Genomic DNA, 18,635 nt, shown 5'->3' on the forward strand with positions numbered 1-18,635 from the left:
TCTTAACTACTACTCTTACGCCATCGATTTCTTCGTCCAACTTTGACAACAGATTCCGCTTTCGCGGCCTTTTCTGCTTGATTAGGCAAAGGGATAATTTGTTGTTCTTCGTCGAAATATCTCCCTTGATAGCCGTTAATGCCTAACTCTATCAAGGTATTCTTTTCTTGTTTTGTCTCGACTCCAACGGCAATAACTTGAGTTGGAGAATCACCACACGCCCCAATTAAGCTGCGAACAAACAGTTGGTTCTCATGCCTTTGGTCGATTTTCTTTATTAGGCTTCGATGAAGCTTAATATAATTAACCTTCAAATCCTTTATATAGTGAGTGCTAACAATGGTTCGCCCAGCTTGGCCAACCACAACTTTACACCCTAAACCTCGCAACATCTTTGCCACCGGTCTCATATAATCAAGATGAGCAATCAAGTGCCCTTCTGGAAACTCAAACGCAAGCTGAGAGCGGTGTTGAGCAGAGAGCTGTAACAACTCACTCCTAAACCACTTAAAGTGCTGTTTATTAGCAAACGGGGTAACATTCAGATTCACTGAATAGTTGATAGGTTGAGTTGATTCTTTCAACGATTTCAACACAACCTTTAGAACCGATTGGTCCATTTGAGCTTGATAACCCACTTGCTCTACCGCAGGCATAAATCGAGACGATTTCAATAAACCTTTGTCAGGATCCTGAATTCTAGTAAATATTTCTCTATGCAATTCATTAACTTGACCAGATTCTGGCATAAGATAACACCGCTGAGCAAAGATTACTAAATTTTCAGGAAGCAGCGCTTTATCAAGTAATGTTCTCCAACGAACACTGCCTCTATCAAGCTCATTCTTATTCTCTTTCGGGTAACGGCTCCAGTTATTAATACGCTCTAACTGAGCACTCTTTAGTGCCGTTTCCGTTTCATCCATGATCTGGCTATGACGCTCACCTTCGGTATACATGGTCACACCAATATGACACCAGTTATCCGACTCTAAAGGCTCTGGCGGAGTTAGCTTATCTAACTGCCTTAAACACTGAGCAGCCAAGGTCGCAATATCTTTTGCGCCCTGATGAGGGATAAATACAGCAAAGTCCGCTTCGTAATAGCGAGAAAAAATGACATCGGGATAGCGTTGAACGATATTCGACAGTACTTCACCGACTTCAATAATAAAGCCGTCTGTGGTTTGCTTATCGTTAGCATCACTAACTTGCTCCCATTCGTCGATACGTATCAGTAACACACCGCCTCGAGCACCACTTTCATGCAGTGCCGATTCCAGCTTATTATCGAATAAAACTCGGTTTGCCGTTCCCGTGAGTTTATCTAGGAAAGTATGGGTACGAATAAAGGTATCAAAGCGACTTCGTTCTTGACGAGCATCTTGTAGCTCTTCAATCAATACATCTAAGGCTTCGCTTGCGGTATAAGGCCACTCTCGCTCATCTCCCTTTGCATGAGCTTCAACCTGACCGGCCAAGATCATTCTTCCTCGCTCTTCCAAGATTTCAGAACCCATGAGTTGTTCTTTCAACCAACGAACACCGCGAGCAAGACAGAACAGAACCAATGCGACAGCCAAAGTAATTGACCACATCGCTTCCATTGAGTAGTTGTAGCCAATATAAGGAGGAAGTGCTTTAAATTCGATTCGGTAGCCTTCATTACGCTCTAAAATGAAGCTTTTCTCATAAAGACGATTGGGATCAATTTGTGGGGAGGTATCTTTGAAACGATAAACGATGCCGGTCTTGTTCGAGAGTTTCATCTCAACAATATTGCTCGCCTGCAACATCTTAGGCATCCAACGCTGCATTGAATACGCGGCGTCAGGGTCTTCCATCTCTTTATCTACAACGTCGACAATGCCAACCAAATAATGGTCTAAATATTCCTGTCCAATACGCTTAAAGGAAAGTGTGCCACCAATAAAAAGAATGAACATCGCGCTGATCACTATCACGGTGACAAATGCGACCAATCGAGTGCTCAATTTTAGTGTCGGGGTATATCTCATGAATAACGAAATCCTTTTCAACTCACATTATACCGTATTGCTACTTATACTATAAATTGACGTTGTAAATAAAGCGTTAAGAATTGTAGGTAACAAAAAGCCGCGATGAACGCGGCTTTTTCCAATTTAATACTGTCTTTATAATATATTAAAAACAGGGATCAAAATGGGATGTCATCATCAAAATCCATTGGCGGCTCATTATATTGAGGTTGAGCCTGCTGAGGAGCTTGTTGAGGTGCTTTTGGCTGCTGTTGAGCGGGAGCACTGTATTGTTGTTGCTGTGGCTGCTGTGGCTGACCCCAACCACCTTGCTGTTGGTTGTTACCCATGCCACCTTGAGCAGGAGCACCACCTTGAGCACGGCCGCCAAGCATTTGCATTACACCATTGAAGCCTTGAACAACCACTTCAGTTGTGTAGCGATCTTGACCGCTTTGATCTTGCCATTTACGAGTTTGAAGTTGACCTTCAATGTAAACTTGAGAACCTTTACGTAGGTACTCACCAGCAACTTCCGCAAGCTTGCCAAACAGAGCAACACGGTGCCATTCTGTTTTTTCACGCTGCTCGCCAGTTGCTTTATCACGCCATGACTCTGACGTTGCAATGGTAATGTTCGCTACTGCGCCGCCATTTGGCATGTAACGAATTTCAGGGTCATTACCTAGGTTACCCACTAATATAACTTTGTTAACTCCACGGCTAGCCATGATTTGCTCCGTCTAAATTCATAGTCTCAGAAAATTTTAGCGCACAAGAATAGCATGCTTTTCTGCAGTGATAAATCGCATTCCTATTCTCTCCTCACTACAAAGAATAAAAACGTAACAAATCATGATATTCAGAGCGATGTTGCTTTTTTCTCCACTTACAAACCACTCATTTACTTTGATAATTGATATTCAACGCAAGTCACTATCAAGGCGCTAGAGAAGCTAAAGCCTGCATGACAACGTGGAATCTAATCCCACTCAAACAGGACGTTTCAATGAGAAAATCAAGATACGCTCGCACTTTACACTTTCTGTGCATCGACCCAAACGATACCTATCTACATGTAAAAGAGATAGAAAAGCATTTATCTATTGTTCTCTACAAAATGACACCCGACGAATTAATGCTAGTTGATAGAAAGCGGAGTAACCGGATCTTGCTCGTCGATTACAGAGAGGTACCACAACTACTGATTATTTGTCCTAACCTGACTGTTATGTGGAAAAATCACGAAATCATTTTATTCAATGTCCCCCAGCAACTTCCAACCTCAGAGCTTCTTACCTATGGGGTACTAAAAGGACTCTTTTACAACACTGAACAAAAGGACAAGATTGCTCGTGGTCTTCAAGAAGTCATTGATGGCGATAACTGGCTGCCAAGGAAGGTAACCAATCAACTGTTGTTTTATTATCGCAATATGGTCAATACCAACACCACACCAACCAATGTTGATTTAACCATTCGTGAGATCCAGGTGATTCGCTGTCTTCAATCCGGGTCTTCAAACACACAAATCGCCGATGACTTGTTTATTAGTGAGTTCACGGTTAAATCTCACCTCTATCAAATATTCCGTAAGCTTGCGGTAAAAAATAGAGTTCAAGCGATAGCATGGGCAAACCAGAACCTGCTTGCATAATCGACCCACCTCTTAGTCTGACGATAATTTTGAGGGAAGCTCTAGTAAACCATGGCTATTGTTGCTGAATTTTCGACATAACTTATGCTAGAGTTGCCCTCAGAAATATCAACCACTCAGGTTGAATCAATAATTATTATAGATAAAGGGTCTTATCATGATCAAAAAGTGCCTTTTCCCGGCAGCTGGCTACGGTACACGTTTTTTACCTGCAACCAAGTCAATGCCTAAAGAAATGATGCCTGTAGTAAACAAACCTCTGATTGAATACGGTGTAGAGGAAGCTATCGAAGCTGGTATGGATGGAATGTGCATCGTTACTGGACGTGGTAAGCACTCGATCATGGATCACTTTGATAAAAACTACGAGCTTGAGCACCAGATTAGCGGCACCAATAAAGAAGACCTATTGGTTAATATCCGTGAAACGATTGAAGCGGCAAACTTCACCTACATTCGTCAACGTGAGATGAAAGGCCTTGGCCATGCTATTTTAACGGGTCGCGAACTTGTAGGCGATGAACCGTTCGCAGTAGTACTTGCTGATGACCTTTGTGTGAACGAGCAACAAGGCGTGCTAGCTCAGATGGTTGCGCTATACAAACAGTTCCGCTGTTCTATTGTTGCTGTACAAGAAGTTCCAGAAGAAGAGACTCACAAGTACGGTGTTATCTCTGGCGAAATGATCAAAGATGACCTTTTCCGAGTTGATGACATGGTAGAGAAGCCAGAGCAAGGTACAGCACCAAGCAACCTAGCGATCATTGGTCGTTATATTCTGACTCCAGATATCTTTGAATTAATCGAGCAGACAGAACCAGGTAAAGGCGGCGAAATCCAGATCACTGATGCATTGCTAAAACAGGCAAAAGCAGGCTGTGTATTGGCTTACAAATTTAAAGGCCAACGTTTTGACTGTGGTAGTGTTGAAGGCTATATCGAAGCAACAAACTACTGCTTCGAAAACCTATACAAGAAAGACCAGCAGCAAATCGAGCTAGGTAAACACTCGACCAAGAAAGAAGCATAACGACTGGTTAATCACTAACGTTACTGATTTTAGAAAGGGCGACTCTTTGAGTCGCCCTTTTTGTTTACTGTTTTTTTATCCAGTAAAACTTTGCACAAATCTCACTCTATGTAATACTTTAGCCACTTAAAATTACATGGTCTATTGAGATGGATAAAATAGAAATTAGAGGCGCTCGTACGCATAACCTCAAAGACGTCAACCTAACCATTCCACGTGACAAACTGACTGTCATCACCGGATTATCGGGTTCAGGAAAGTCGTCACTTGCGTTTGACACACTCTACGCAGAAGGTCAGCGTCGTTATGTTGAATCTCTGTCTGCTTACGCTCGTCAATTTCTATCTCTTATGGAAAAGCCTGATGTCGACCATATTGAAGGTCTGTCTCCAGCTATCTCAATAGAACAAAAATCGACTTCACATAACCCTCGCTCAACCGTCGGTACCATTACCGAAGTCTATGATTACCTCAGATTATTGTATGCGCGAGTAGGCGAACCTCGCTGTCCAGACCACAACATCCCTCTAGCAGCACAAACCATCAGTCAAATGGTCGATAAGGTCTTAGAACTGCCTGAAGGCTCAAAGATGATGTTGATGGCACCGATTGTCAAAGAGCGCAAAGGTGAGCATGTTAAAACACTGGAAAACTTAGCTGCGCAAGGCTTTATCCGAGCCCGAATTGATGGTGAAACCTGTGATCTATCCGATCCACCAGCACTTGAACTTCATAAGAAGCACACCATTGAAGTTGTGGTAGACAGATTCAAGGTTCGTCCTGATCTTCAACAGCGTTTAGCCGAGTCATTCGAGACCACATTAGAGCTCTCTGGCGGTATCGCTGTCGTCGGCTGGATGGACGAAACGGATCAAGAAGAGATCGTATTCTCTGCTAACTTCGCTTGTCCTAAATGTGGTTACAGCATGCAAGAGCTTGAGCCTCGCCTGTTCTCATTTAATAACCCGGCAGGAGCATGTGGTACGTGTGATGGTCTTGGTGTTCAACAGTATTTTGATCCAAGCCGAGTGATTTTAGATGAGAACCTAAGCATTGCTGAAGGTGCGATAAAAGGTTGGGATCAAAAGAACTACTACTATTTCCAAATGCTAACGTCGCTGTCAGAACATTATGGTTTTGATCTGTATGCGCCATTTAATTCTCTACCGAAAAAGACTCAAGAGATCATTCTAAAAGGATCAGGTCGTACTGAAGTGGAATTCAAGTACATCAATGACCGAGGTGATATTCGGGTTAAGCGTCATCCATTTGAGGGCATTTTAAATACCTTGGAGCGCCGTTACCGTGATACTGAATCGAGCGCAGTGCGTGAAGACCTTGCCAAATACATCTCAACCAAGTCGTGTTCTAGCTGTGATGGCACTCGCCTGAGACTAGAAGCTCGCAATGTTTTCATTGGTGATACAACACTTCCGGAAATAGTTGAACTTAGCATTGCTGACGCACTACAATTTTTCCAAGAATTGAAGCTAGACGGTCAACGTGGGCAGATCGCAGATAAAGTGATGAAAGAGATCAATGATCGTCTGCATTTCTTAGTCAACGTTGGTTTGAACTACCTTAACCTATCACGCAGTGCTGAAACGCTGTCTGGTGGTGAGGCGCAACGTATTCGTTTGGCGAGCCAAATCGGTGCCGGTTTAGTTGGCGTTATGTATGTACTTGATGAGCCATCAATTGGTCTCCACCAGCGCGATAATGAACGTCTATTGCAAACCTTAATTCACCTGAGAGACTTAGGTAATACGGTACTTGTTGTGGAACATGACGAAGATGCAATTCGTTGTGCTGACCATGTTATCGATATCGGTCCAGGAGCAGGGGTGCACGGTGGTCACGTGGTGGCAGAAGGTACCATGCAAGACATCATCGAAAACCCGAACTCTTTGACAGGCCAATACCTGAGCGGTGCTAAAGAAATTGCAGTGCCTGAAAAGAGAACGCCTATCGACAAGAAAAAGGTCGTCGAGATCGTTGGCGCAACGGGGAACAACCTAAAGAATGTGACCGCGACAATTCCTGTTGGCTTGTTCAGTTGTATTACGGGCGTATCAGGTTCGGGTAAATCAACGCTTATCAACGATACCTTCTTTAAAGTCGCCCACACTCAATTAAACGGTGCCACGACTGCAGTTCCAGCAAAGCACAAAAAGATTAAAGGGTTAGAACATTTTGATAAGGTAATCGACATAGATCAAAGCCCTATCGGTCGTACACCAAGATCAAACCCTGCGACCTACACAGGGATTTTCACCCCTATTCGTGAACTATTCGCGGGCACTCAGGAATCACGTTCTCGTGGTTACAAGCCAGGTCGATTCAGCTTTAACGTTCGTGGTGGTCGTTGTGAGGCTTGTCAGGGAGATGGCGTAATCAAGGTAGAGATGCACTTCTTACCCGATGTGTATGTGCCTTGTGATGTGTGTAAAGGTAAGCGCTATAACCGTGAGACTCTAGAGGTCCGCTACAAAGGTAAAACCATTGACGAAGTTCTAGAGATGACTGTGGAAGATGCTCGTGAATACTTCAACCCGGTACCTGTTATCGCTCGTAAACTGCAAACTTTAATGGACGTTGGCCTCTCTTACATTCGCTTAGGGCAAGCAGCTACAACCTTATCTGGTGGTGAAGCTCAGCGTGTTAAATTAGCGCGTGAACTGTCTAAACGAGACACGGGAAAAACCTTATACATTCTCGATGAGCCAACAACAGGCCTTCATTTCCACGATATCCAGCAGCTACTGACGGTATTACATAGACTGCGTGATCACGGTAATACAGTTGTCGTGATTGAGCACAACCTAGATGTCGTTAAAACAGCAGACTGGATCCTAGATCTTGGCCCAGAAGGTGGGCAAGGTGGTGGTGAGATTGTTGCAGAGGGTACACCTGAAGATGTGGCGTTAGTCGAAGGTTCACACACTGCTCGCTTCCTTAAGCCTATGTTAAATTTGAAGTAGGTGTAAAATAGCGCCCTGCGGGCAGACAGAAAAATGTTAAAGTAACAGAGCTTGTTTCAGAAGGAACAAGCTCTGTTTTTATAAGGTTAGGGATTTATGGCAACAATACACACTAGCGGTACTCAGCTAGAAAATCAGGTCACTCAGCTACCACTCAACAAAGCATTTCTGGCTTCTTTAGCTGTTGTATTCTTGTTAGCTATGCATTTTTTTATGCCGAATCCTGGTGGTTCGGGCCTTGCTCTATCCTTTAACCCTACCACTTGGCTAGCGCTAAGCTTCACGCTAGCGATTGGCTTTTACCAACTCGCGACCAATCGAGTACTCAAGTATTCCAAATTAACAATTGGCTTGTTGATTAGCTGCATCATACTCACGCTACCCATTTTATACAGCAATGCTGCACCTCAAGGAGCGTCAGGACGCTTGCTTGGATTGTGGGCGGGCTTTGCCTTATTTGTGGTGCTGCAGCAATTTAAGTTCAGCAATAAACACAAGCAACGTATGTTGTGGTTCATTGTACTTGCTGTTGTTATACAAGCACTATTTGGCTATGTGCAATATTTCTTATTAGAACCTGGCAACCTATTTGGCTACAACACTGCTGCAAACCGACCATATGGGATATTTCAACAACCGAATGTAATGGCAAGCTTTCTTGCTACTGGTTTTGTGCTGTCCGCTTACCTTTTAGCAAGGCAGCCGGCTAAATATAACCATAAGATCAGCGAATCATTCCTACTGTATTTAACTCCAACCTTAACCGTGCCCTTGCTGATCATCATTGCATCACGTACCGGATGGTTGGCCGCTGTCATTGGGTTTATCTGCATTCTGCCCTATCTATACAAGTTCTCGACCAAGAAACGCTTCTACGGATGGTGCGCATCAGTGCTCGTCGGTGTCGTCGTCGCTTTTTCGGTGATCAGCCTAAGTGCGACTGATAGCCTCGCTAGCAAGAAAGCGAACCTAGAAAGCCCGCGCGCTTATACGTTCCCGCAAGCTTTAGATATGATGATCGAAAAGCCATTTACAGGTTATGGTTACGGGAAATTTGAGTCTGAATACACGCTATATACAGCTCGCCAACATCAACTCAACTCGAACTATCATCCAGGTCTTCCTTCAATGGATCACCCGCACAATGAGTTCCTGTTTTGGGGAGTTGAAGGGGGGATTGTACCAATCATCGGAATCTTGATTGCTGCAATATTGGTGATGTCACGCATAACAAGTTCAGCAAAGGGAACACGTCTAGCCCTGCTCGCGTTATTTATCCCGATCCTGTTGCACTCCCAACTTGAGTATCCTTTTTACCACTCGGCGATTCACTGGATAACATTCATTATATTGATTTACTGGGTAGATCAGCGCTCTTCCCGACATTATCAACAGTCGTTCAGTATCATCAGCAAGACCCTATTTAGAGTGTTGAGCTTAGTGCTCCCTATTTTGGTCAGTTTTTATATGTTGAGCGCCCTGCACACCAACTATGTACTGACTAAGTTTGAACTGTCTAAGCCGAAAAATCCGGACATTCTTAAGCAGGTAACGAACCCAGTGGTGTGGAAAGATCGCTACGATTGGGATATATACAGCACTTACCTTAATATCGGCCTCTACAAAGCCGACCCGAGCCTTATACAGCCTTACATCGATTGGTCACTGGAGATCATTAAGAGCAAACCAAGACCGGCTTTCTACAGCAATCTGATTCTGGCGTATCAAGGCCTAGGAGAAGAAAGTAAAGCAGAGCAAATTCGTAGCGAAGCGAACTTTTTATTCCCTAACAGAGACTTTTCAAAGGTTCAGTATAAGAAAGTGTCACAAGCAGAAGATAACGTTTCGTCTGCAGAATAATGTTAAGAATTCGCAACGCAAGCTTCACTTAGTAGGCAGTAGGAGCTTGGGGTAGATACAAAAAAGCGCACGATCTCTCGTGCGCTTTTCTTTTTAATTTCAGTTCATGCAGCTACTTCAAAACATCTTTTAGCGCTTTTAGGCACAACGCGACATTCTCTTTACGAGCACCGTAACCCATTAGGCCGATACGCCATGCCTTACCAGCCAAAGAGCCAAGCCCAGCACCGATTTCAAGATTATATTCTTCTAAAAGCTGCGTTCTTATCTTAGCCTCATCAATTCCTTCTGGGAAATAAAGTGCATTAAGCTGCGGCAGGCGGCTCTCTTCATCAACCACAAACTTTAACCCTAGAGCTTCTACGCCTTCTTTAAGCTCTTGGTGCATCGCATGATGACGAGACCACGCATTATCTAAGCCTTCATTTTTCAACAAAACCAGCGACTCATGCAGAGCATAAAGGCTGTTCACGGGTGCGGTATGGTGGTAGCTACGCTTACCTTCTCCACTCCAGTAACCTAATACTAAACTTTGATCCAAAAACCAGCTTTGCACTGGTGCTTTACGGGCTTTCATTTTATCAACCGCACGCTGAGAGAAAGTCACTGGAGATAGCCCTGGCACACAAGACAGACACTTTTGGCTGCCAGAATAAACCGCATCAAGCTGCCACTCATCAACCAGCAATGGCACACCACCTAATGATGTCACTGCATCAACAATCGTTAACGCATCAAACTGACGAGCGACAGCAGAGATAGCTTGAGCATCAGATAACGCTCCGGTTGATGTCTCTGCATGCACAAATGCAACAGCAACGGCATCGGGGTTTTCTGCCAATGCTTGTTCTACCTTTTCAACTGAAACGGGCTTGCCCCATTCGTCATCAACAAGGATCGCTTCGCCACCACAACGCACCACGTTTTCTCGCATACGCTCACCGAAGACACCGTTACGACAAACAATCACCTTTTCACCAGGCTCAATCAAGTTAACAAAACAGGTCTCCATACCCGCACTGCCCGGTGCAGAAACGGCAATCGTAAATTCGTTTTCAGTCTGAAAAGCGTATTTAAGAAGCTGTTTAAGCTCATCCATCATCGCAATAAACAGCGGATCTAAGTGACCTATGGTTGGACGGCTCAAAGCCTGTAACACTTGAGGTGAGATATCTGAAGGACCAGGTCCCATTAACGTTCGGTGTGGTGGATAAAAGCTATCGATAGCAGTAGTGAGTGGTAAATTAGACATGTACATCCCTTACGTTAATGTTGTGAACAATCCACCCTAAAGCAAATTGATTACCTCAGCAATTAGCCATAAGTATTGAGGTCAAACCACTGTCACATAATTGTTAAAATTATTTTTCAATTATCTCAAGTTACGGATTGACATTGTTACCACAAAAACGTTCAATGAAACGGCTATCTAGCAGAAGAGGAGCACTGCCCAGGCAGATGTTTTGTGGAACCGCATTTCCAATACAAAACATTTATGGGGAGCAGTGCCGAGATAATAAAAGGATGCAGGACCTTTATTATCGGTTGAGCGGGCTGAATCCCGTCAACTGTCGCCATTTCTATATGGTGAAGAGCTTCTGAGGTTACTATTCTAATAATTCCTCTCTTTTTGCTCTAAAACTCTCTTCGAAAAACATCGGACGTTGGATTACCCAACCGTAATTTTATTTTAGGAAGTCGTGGGAGATATATCGTGAGTGCATCTAATGTAGCTGGTTCTTTTAATGTCGCTAAGTTTGGTGGAACAAGTGTTGCCAACTTTGAAGCAATGAGCCGTTGTGCTGCCATTATTGAAAACAACTCAAACACGAAACTGGTCGTGAGTAGTGCATGCTCTGGTGTCACTAACTTGCTGGTTGAACTAGCAAATGGTGTTCAAGACAAAGCTCGTCGTCAGGAACTAATGGCGCAATTAGCGGACATTCACAACGCAATTCTTGACCAACTCGCAGATCCAATCAGCATCGAAAAAGAAGTCCACAGCATTCTTGATGACATTGCGAGCGCTGCAGAGGCCGCATCATTCCAAACAAGTACTAAACTGACGGATCACCTTGTCGCATGTGGCGAGTTGATGTCGACACACATTTTGGCTCAGATTATTCGTGAACGAGGTACACCAGCCGTTCGTTTTGATATCAGAGAAGTGATGCGCACTAATGGTGATTTTGGTAAAGCAGAACCACAACTTGAAGATATTTCAGCCCTAGCAAAAGAGAAGCTTATACCACTTTGCCAACAGCAAGTTGTGGTTACTCAAGGTTTTATCGGTGCAGATAGCGAAGGTAACACCACGACTTTAGGCCGTGGTGGCAGCGATTATTCCGCCGCGCTGATCGCCGAATCAGTACAGGCAATGGGGTTGGAAATCTGGACAGATGTTCCGGGTATTTACACGACAGATCCACGCATCGCACCGAAAGCATCTCCTATTCCAGAGATCAGTTTTAGCGAAGCATCGGAAATGGCAAACTTTGGTGCAAAGATACTGCACCCTTCAACTCTAGTACCTGCATTGCGCCACCAAATCCCGGTATTTGTCGGCTCTTCTAAAGCACCAGAGTTAGGTGGAACTTGGATTCGCCAAGAAGTTGAAAGCTCACCATTATTCAGAGCACTTGCTCTTCGTTGCAACCAAACGATGGTTACGCTTCGCAGTGCAAACATGTTCCATGCTTACGGCTTTTTGGCGAAGGTATTCGAGATCCTTGCTAAACATAAGATCTCAGTCGATCTCATCACGACTTCAGAGATCAGTGTCTCACTGACTCTCGATCAAACAGACACATCAGGTGGTGCTCCTGAGTTACCAGAAGCTGCTCGACTGGAGCTTGAAGAGTTGTGTTCTGTAGATATTGAACACGACCTATGCCTTGTTGCGCTTATTGGCAACAACATGAGTGAAAATAAAGGCTATGCAAAGCAGGTGTTTGGCACTCTGGAAGATTTCAATCTACGTATGATTTGTTACGGAGCAAGCCCACACAACTTGTGCTTCTTGCTAGATGCATCTGTTTCTAAGTTGGCGATCCAAAAACTTCACCAAGAGTTATTTGAATAAGGCGATGGTTAATTAATTGGTTTTAATTAACCAAACCCCAGATACAAAAAGGGTTGCTCTTGAGCAACCCTTTCTCTTTTTTACTATACGAATCAAAGCTCGTCGTAGATTCAAACTAGTTAATGTTTGGACCTAACCACTTCTCAGCTTCCAACATATCCCAGCCCTTACGATCAGCATAGCTTTCTACTTGATCCTGTTGAATCTGTGCAATCGCAAAATATCGCGAATCAGGATGAGAGAAGTACATACCCGACACTGAGGCACCTGGCCACATTGCGTAACTCGTGGTTAGTGACATGTCGATGGCTTTTTCAACGTCCATCAACTCCCACAACGTGCCTTTCTCTGTATGTTCTGGGCAAGCAGGGTAACCCGGAGCTGGACGAATACCTTGGTACTTCTCTCGAATCAAATCGTCGTTAGACAAATCCTCATCAGGCGAGTAACCCCAAATATCCTTTCTCACTTCTTTGTGTAAATATTCTGCAAACGCTTCAGCCAAACGGTCCGCAACCGCCTGAATCATAATCGCATTGTAATCATCACCATTAGCTTTATATTCATCAGCAAGCTCTCGCTCACCAATACCGCCAGTAACCGCAAAGCCACCAATCCAGTCAGCTTTACCGCTTTCTTTTGGCGCAATGTAATCAGACAAACAGTAGTTAAAGCCTTTTGGTTTCTCTGTTTGTTGACGAAGATTGTGTAGAACTTTTAGAACTTCGGTACGAGATTCATCGGTATACACCTCAATATCATCACCAACACTGTTCGCTGGGAACATGGCACACATACCACGCGCTTCAAGCAGCTTCTCTTTCTCTACGCGATCCAGTAAATCATTAGCATCTTTGAATAAACGTTTTGCCTCTTCACCCACTTCTTCATGATCAAGGATTGCAGGGTATTTACCAACCAATGACCATGTCATAAAGAATGGAGTCCAATCGATGTACTGACGCAAAGTTGCCACATCAAAATCATTGAAGATGTGAACTCCCGGCTTAGCGGGTGCCGGTGGCGTATACGCATCCCAATCGATAGCAACTTTATTGGCACGAGCTCTTTCAAGCGTGACAGGCTTGGTACGAGGCTTCTTACGATTGTGCTGATCTCGAACGCGATCGTAATCGATATCCAGCTTCTCAACGAAAGCGGATTTCAATTCATCAGAAAGTAGTGAGGTACAAACACCCACTGCACGCGAGGCATTATTTACGTATACAACAGGTTCTGAATAATTCTGCTCAATCTTAACTGCTGTGTGAGCTTTAGATGTGGTTGCACCGCCAATCAGAAGAGGCAGCTTGAAACCCTGTCTCTCCATTTCTTTAGCAACATGTACCATTTCATCAAGAGACGGTGTAATCAGCCCAGACAGGCCAATAATGTCGACATTCTCTTCTTTCGCTACCTTGAGAATCTTCTCGCAAGAAACCATCACACCTAAGTCGATAATTTCGTAGTTATTACACTGTAAAACCACACCAACGATATTTTTACCGATATCGTGAACGTCACCTTTAACGGTCGCTAACAAAATCTTACCGTTAGTTGCGCCCACTTCTTTGGATGCATTAATGAATGGTTCTAAATGGGCAACCGCCTGTTTCATCACACGCGCAGACTTTACAACCTGTGGTAAGAACATCTTACCTTCACCAAACAGGTCACCAACAACGTTCATTCCGTCCATTAGAGGACCTTCAATCACTTCAATAGGACGAGAGGCATTAACACGAGCTTCTTCGGTATCTTCAACAATAAAGTCGGTGATACCTTTTACCAAAGAGTGCTCCAAACGCTTCTCTACAGGCCAAGTTCGCCACTCTAATGCAGATTTATCTTCAACCTTACCAACAGCACGCTCTAGGTATTCGGTCGCCATATCCAGCAATCTTTCAGTCGAATCATCACGACGGTTTAGTACGACATCTTCAACAGCATCACGCAGATCTTCTGGAACATTATCGTAAATTTCCAACTGACCAGCGTTTACAATGCCCATATCCATACCGTTTTTAAAACAGTGATATAGGAATACCGCGTGAATAGCCTCACGGACGTAGTTATTACCACGGAATGAGAATGAAACATTCGACACACCGCCAGAGATCATCGCATGCGGGAGATCGCGTTTGATGTCTCCTACTGCTTCAATGAAATCAACCGCATAGTTATTATGCTCATCGATACCAGTAGCCACTGCGAAAATATTCGGGTCAAAAATAATATCTTCTGGTGGGAAACCGACTTCATCAACAAGAATGTTGTAGGCATTGGTACAGATTTCGACTTTACGCTCTCGAGTATCAGCCTGCCCGACTTCATCAAACGCCATCACGATCACAGCAGCACCATAACGACGAACTAATTTGGCTTGCTCAACAAACTTCTCTTTGCCTTCTTTTAGAGAGATTGAGTTAACGATGCCTTTGCCTTGAATACACTTTAGGCCAGCTTCGATAACTTCCCACTTAGAAGAATCGACCATAACAGGTACTTTCGAGATTTCAGGTTCTGAAGCACATAGATTCAGGAATTTAACCATACACGCCTCGGCGTCTAGCATCCCTTCATCCATGTTGATATCGATAATTTGAGCACCATTCTCGACTTGCTCTCGAGCTACACTCAAGGCTTCGTCGTAGAGCTCTTCTTTGATAAGGCGCTTAAAGCGTGCAGAGCCGGTAACATTGGTCCGCTCACCTACATTCACGAACAAAGATTCTTTAGCTATCGTCAGTGGCTCTAGTCCCGAAAGACGACAAGAAACTGGTAAGTCTGGCAATTGACGCGGCGTTACACCTTCAACGGCCTCAGCCATTTCACGGATATGCTCTGGAGTAGTACCACAACACCCACCAATTAGGTTCAAGAAGCCACTTTCAGCCCACTCTTTAACATGTTCAGCCATATCCTCAGGAGAAAGGTCATACTCACCAAATGCATTAGGCAAACCCGCATTAGGGTGAGCAGAAACATTGCACTCTGAGATACGAGACATCTCACCGACATACTCACGCAGTTCATCAGGGCCCAATGCACAGTTCAATCCAAATGAGATTGGTTTTACATGACGAAGGGCGTTGTAGAATGCTTCTGTCGTCTGTCCTGAAAGGGTACGACCTGATGCGTCAGTGATGGTACCGGAAATCATCACTGGAAGAGCAATACCCACCTCTTCAAAAACAGATTCAACGGCAAAGGCACACGCTTTCGCGTTTAACGTATCAAAGATAGTTTCAATAAGAATTAAATCTGAACCGCCCTTAATGAGCGCGCGAGTCGATTCAGAATAGGCTTCAACCAGTTCGTCAAAGCTAACATTACGGTAACCTGGATCGTTTACATCAGGCGAGATAGAACAAGTTCGGTTGGTTGGACCTAATACACCCGCGACGAAGCGAGGTTTATCTGGGGTCTTTGCAGTCCATTCATCAGCTGCTTCACGAGCAAGCTTGGCAGCAGCAAAGTTAATCTCTTCACTAAGGCTTTCCATATCATAGTCGGCCATAGCGATGGTTGTAGCGTTAAAGGTATTGGTTTCGAGGATGTCAGCCCCAGCTTCCAAATACTCCATATGGATATCTTTGATAAGCTTAGGCTGTGTAAGAACTAAAAGGTCATTGTTGCCCTTCAAGTCACTGTGCCAATCAGCAAAGCGTTCACCACGATAGTCTTGCTCTTCCAATTTATAATCCTGAATCATGGTGCCCATGCCACCATCAATCAGTAAAATTCGTTGCTTCAACAGAGCGTCAATCTTTTGCCTTACATTACTTCCCACGGTACAACCTCATTCCTTTAATTATCCCTCCATCCTATCACACATTAAAAAGGAGTCTAGACGTCTAAAAAAGGAAATTGATTACTGAGTCATGACAAAAAAATGTTTGCTATTTGAGCATGAGACAACGAAAATTCATATTCATACTTTGTTACATGTTGGAATCCCAATGTCGGTCTATTACACCTTATGCTTCTTGTCCGCTGCAGCCATGCTTATTGCTTTCGTGAATACAAAAATTGGTAAAATGCAGACAACCATCGCCATCACAGCAGGCTCAATGATGTTATCTCTATTGATTATCATTGCGGGACAAAACAATTGGTTCCAACTGGCTGACATCGCCTCAGAAACCGTTGCCAGTATCAACTTTGAAGATTTCCTACTAAAGGGAATATTGGGGTTCTTACTCTTTGCCGGTGGTTTAGGGATTAAGTTACCAAATTTAAAAGACCAGAAATGGGAAATAACTGTACTCGCGTTAGGTGCTACGTTGTTTTCAACATTCTTTATCGGTTTTGTGCTGTACGGGTTTTGCCAGTTCATCGGTATTCAATTTGATCTGATTTACTGCCTACTCTTTGGCTCGCTAATCTCTCCAACCGATCCCATCGCCGTGCTAGCAATAGTAAAGAAACTCGACGCTCCCAGAAGAATCTCTACTCAAATCGAGGGAGAATCTCTATTCAACGATGGTTTTGGCTTAGTTATCTTCGTAACCCTATTTACTATCGCATTCGGCACAGAAGCGCCAACCGTCGGTAGTGTGACCATGCTATTCGTTCAAGAGGCAATTGGCGGCATCGTCTACGGTTTTGTTTTAGGTCTTGTATTCCATTACCTAATCAGCAACACCGACGACCACTCGATGGAGTTGCTATTAACCATCGGCATTCCAACTGCTGGTTATGCGTTTGCTGAAGTTCTACATGTATCAGGACCATTAGCGATGGTGGTCTCAGGTATCATGATTGGTAACTGGACTCGCTTTATCGGATTCTCAAAAGAGAGTGAAGATCACTTAGATCATTTCTGGGAATTGATAGATGAATTCTTAAACGGCGTATTATTCCTACTAATTGGTATGTCGATGCTGTTATTCAAATTCCACCAAGAAGATTGGATCTTAATGGCTTTCGCAGTCCCTCTAGTATTGAGTGCACGTTACTTGAGTGTTTTCTTGTCTTACATCGGATTTAAACGCTTTAGAACTTACAACCCGTGGTCGATTAAGATTCTAACTTGGGGTGGTTTACGCGGTGGCTTAGCACTAGCCATGGCACTTTCAATCCCTTCAGGTATCTGGGTAATTGAAGACAAAGCAATCGATGTTAAAGAGATAATCCTTGTCATGACATACGCCGTTGTTGTGTTTTCTATTCTGGTTCAAGGCTCAACTATCACTCCTATGATAGAGAAAGCAAAACAAGCAGAGAAAGAGCTAGATTAATATCTAAATAGATCAACCAAGGCCGCCTACTTTAGGTGGCCTTTTTTATACCTAATGAAAGTCAAACTCGCCAATTCCCTCACTGAAGTTATCGTTGAAAGGTATGCGTGGAACATAGAGATTATATCGATATTTGATACCGCGAGTATTTGAGTAGTCGAAAGCCTTGTTGTGGGTATCCAGAACTCTTTAAGTAGGTTAAGTCATACAGAGAACTCGTTCTTGTGCGAACTCGCTAGTCTACCCAATAACCCACTCTCAAGTTATATAAGCTTCAATCGAAAGACTTCACCTTTCACCTGGAAACAAAAATAACGGGACTCAACGTCTCGCTAGAATAGCGTTAGTTATTAACAGGACTGTGGAGCTAGATGAGTGGTGAACGGTTTGAACTAAGTCATTAAATACCGCAAGGCTGCACTAAATCAGTGTTCGATAGAGATAGCTAAAGGAACACATGGTACTTCAAGTGATACTTGTAAAAATGACAGGAATAAAAAGCGCTAGCATTTCTGCCGAGACGTGCAGACTAGAGTCTTAAATATGGCAAGGCTGGAATGAGTAGGCACTCCGGAGATTCGAGCACGCAGGTGAGCTAGGAGCGCCTAGTTATCCCAACATTACTTCGTAGAAGCAGCAGATACAAAAAAGCCCCAGTATTTCTGCTGAGTCTTAGTATATGGAAAGGTTGGAGGTTTAGACTCCCAACACGCGCTGTTTTGGTAAGTAGGAGAATCCGCGGCTTTGCTAATGGCGTATATTATACCAATCCGGAAAATTAA

Annotated in this window: 10 protein-coding genes and 1 riboswitch; of the genes, 6 read left to right on the top strand and 4 right to left on the bottom strand. The window is 43.8% G+C overall.

Annotated elements, in window-relative coordinates:
* Positions 1 to 2: 2 nt before the first annotated feature.
* Both csrD and AB4249_RS04855 read right to left on the bottom strand, forming a co-directional pair.
* Positions 3 to 2,018, bottom strand: a complete 2,016-nt coding sequence (gene csrD / locus AB4249_RS04850; protein ID WP_017062969.1) for an RNase E specificity factor CsrD — start codon at positions 2,016 to 2,018, stop codon at positions 3 to 5.
* A gap of 161 nt (positions 2,019 to 2,179) precedes the next feature.
* Complete coding sequence (locus tag AB4249_RS04855) at positions 2,180 to 2,731, bottom strand: single-stranded DNA-binding protein (protein WP_017062970.1); 552 nt, start codon at positions 2,729 to 2,731, stop codon at positions 2,180 to 2,182.
* Between the two features lie 278 nt (positions 2,732 to 3,009).
* Here AB4249_RS04855 and AB4249_RS04860 point away from each other — a divergent pair, with 278 nt between their 5' ends.
* The 4 genes from AB4249_RS04860 (at position 3,010) to AB4249_RS04875 (ending at position 9,528) form a co-directional block, all read left to right on the top strand.
* Positions 3,010 to 3,657 (top strand): LuxR C-terminal-related transcriptional regulator, encoded by a 648-nt coding sequence (locus AB4249_RS04860; protein WP_029235092.1) that lies wholly within the window; start codon positions 3,010 to 3,012, stop codon positions 3,655 to 3,657.
* 157 nt (positions 3,658 to 3,814) lie between these two features.
* The gene (gene galU / locus AB4249_RS04865) at positions 3,815 to 4,687 is read left to right on the top strand and encodes a UTP--glucose-1-phosphate uridylyltransferase GalU (protein WP_017061340.1); all 873 of its coding nucleotides are present in this window, start codon (positions 3,815 to 3,817) and stop codon (positions 4,685 to 4,687) included.
* 149 nt (positions 4,688 to 4,836) lie between these two features.
* The gene (gene uvrA, locus AB4249_RS04870) at positions 4,837 to 7,668 is read left to right on the top strand and encodes an excinuclease ABC subunit UvrA (protein ID WP_017061339.1); all 2,832 of its coding nucleotides are present in this window, start codon (positions 4,837 to 4,839) and stop codon (positions 7,666 to 7,668) included.
* Positions 7,669 to 7,764: 96 nt separating this feature from the next.
* Positions 7,765 to 9,528 carry a PglL family O-oligosaccharyltransferase gene (locus tag AB4249_RS04875; RefSeq protein WP_017061338.1) on the top strand — a complete coding sequence of 588 codons (1,764 nt, stop codon included), beginning with the start codon at positions 7,765 to 7,767 and terminating at the stop codon, positions 9,526 to 9,528.
* A 112-nt stretch (positions 9,529 to 9,640) separates the two neighbouring features.
* On the opposite strand, the gene AB4249_RS04880 is transcribed toward AB4249_RS04875, so the two are convergent.
* Positions 9,641 to 10,780 (bottom strand): alanine--glyoxylate aminotransferase family protein, encoded by a 1,140-nt coding sequence (locus AB4249_RS04880; RefSeq protein WP_017061337.1) that lies wholly within the window; start codon positions 10,778 to 10,780, stop codon positions 9,641 to 9,643.
* Positions 10,781 to 10,956: 176 nt separating this feature from the next.
* Positions 10,957 to 11,134, top strand: a riboswitch (Lysine riboswitch).
* A gap of 108 nt (positions 11,135 to 11,242) precedes the next feature.
* Between AB4249_RS04880 and lysC the strand changes: the two genes are divergently transcribed.
* Positions 11,243 to 12,610 carry a lysine-sensitive aspartokinase 3 gene (lysC, locus tag AB4249_RS04885; protein ID WP_372102415.1) on the top strand — a complete coding sequence of 456 codons (1,368 nt, stop codon included), beginning with the start codon at positions 11,243 to 11,245 and terminating at the stop codon, positions 12,608 to 12,610.
* A 115-nt stretch (positions 12,611 to 12,725) separates the two neighbouring features.
* On the opposite strand, the gene metH is transcribed toward lysC, so the two are convergent.
* Positions 12,726 to 16,403, bottom strand: a complete 3,678-nt coding sequence (metH, locus tag AB4249_RS04890) for a methionine synthase (RefSeq protein WP_372102418.1) — start codon at positions 16,401 to 16,403, stop codon at positions 12,726 to 12,728.
* Between the two features lie 169 nt (positions 16,404 to 16,572).
* On the opposite strand from metH, the gene AB4249_RS04895 reads away from it, so the two are divergent.
* A complete protein-coding gene (locus AB4249_RS04895) occupies positions 16,573 to 17,853 on the top strand; it encodes a sodium:proton antiporter (RefSeq protein WP_017061334.1) in 1,281 nt (426 codons plus the stop codon).
* The last annotated feature ends 782 nt before the right edge of the window (positions 17,854 to 18,635 follow it).

This window comes from Vibrio sp. 10N.261.55.F4, assembly GCF_041470465.1.
GTDB lineage: Bacteria > Pseudomonadota > Gammaproteobacteria > Enterobacterales > Vibrionaceae > Vibrio > Vibrio crassostreae_C.

Coding starts and splice junctions, on each gene's coding strand:
- csrD (WP_017062969.1), bottom strand. CDS start 2,018: ATGAGATATACCCCGACACTAAAATTGAGCACTCGATTGGTCGCATTT.
- AB4249_RS04855 (WP_017062970.1), bottom strand. CDS start 2,731: ATGGCTAGCCGTGGAGTTAACAAAGTTATATTAGTGGGTAACCTAGGT.
- AB4249_RS04860 (WP_029235092.1), top strand. CDS start 3,010: ATGAGAAAATCAAGATACGCTCGCACTTTACACTTTCTGTGCATCGAC.
- galU (WP_017061340.1), top strand. CDS start 3,815: ATGATCAAAAAGTGCCTTTTCCCGGCAGCTGGCTACGGTACACGTTTT.
- uvrA (WP_017061339.1), top strand. CDS start 4,837: ATGGATAAAATAGAAATTAGAGGCGCTCGTACGCATAACCTCAAAGAC.
- AB4249_RS04875 (WP_017061338.1), top strand. CDS start 7,765: ATGGCAACAATACACACTAGCGGTACTCAGCTAGAAAATCAGGTCACT.
- AB4249_RS04880 (WP_017061337.1), bottom strand. CDS start 10,780: ATGTCTAATTTACCACTCACTACTGCTATCGATAGCTTTTATCCACCA.
- AB4249_RS04895 (WP_017061334.1), top strand. CDS start 16,573: ATGTCGGTCTATTACACCTTATGCTTCTTGTCCGCTGCAGCCATGCTT.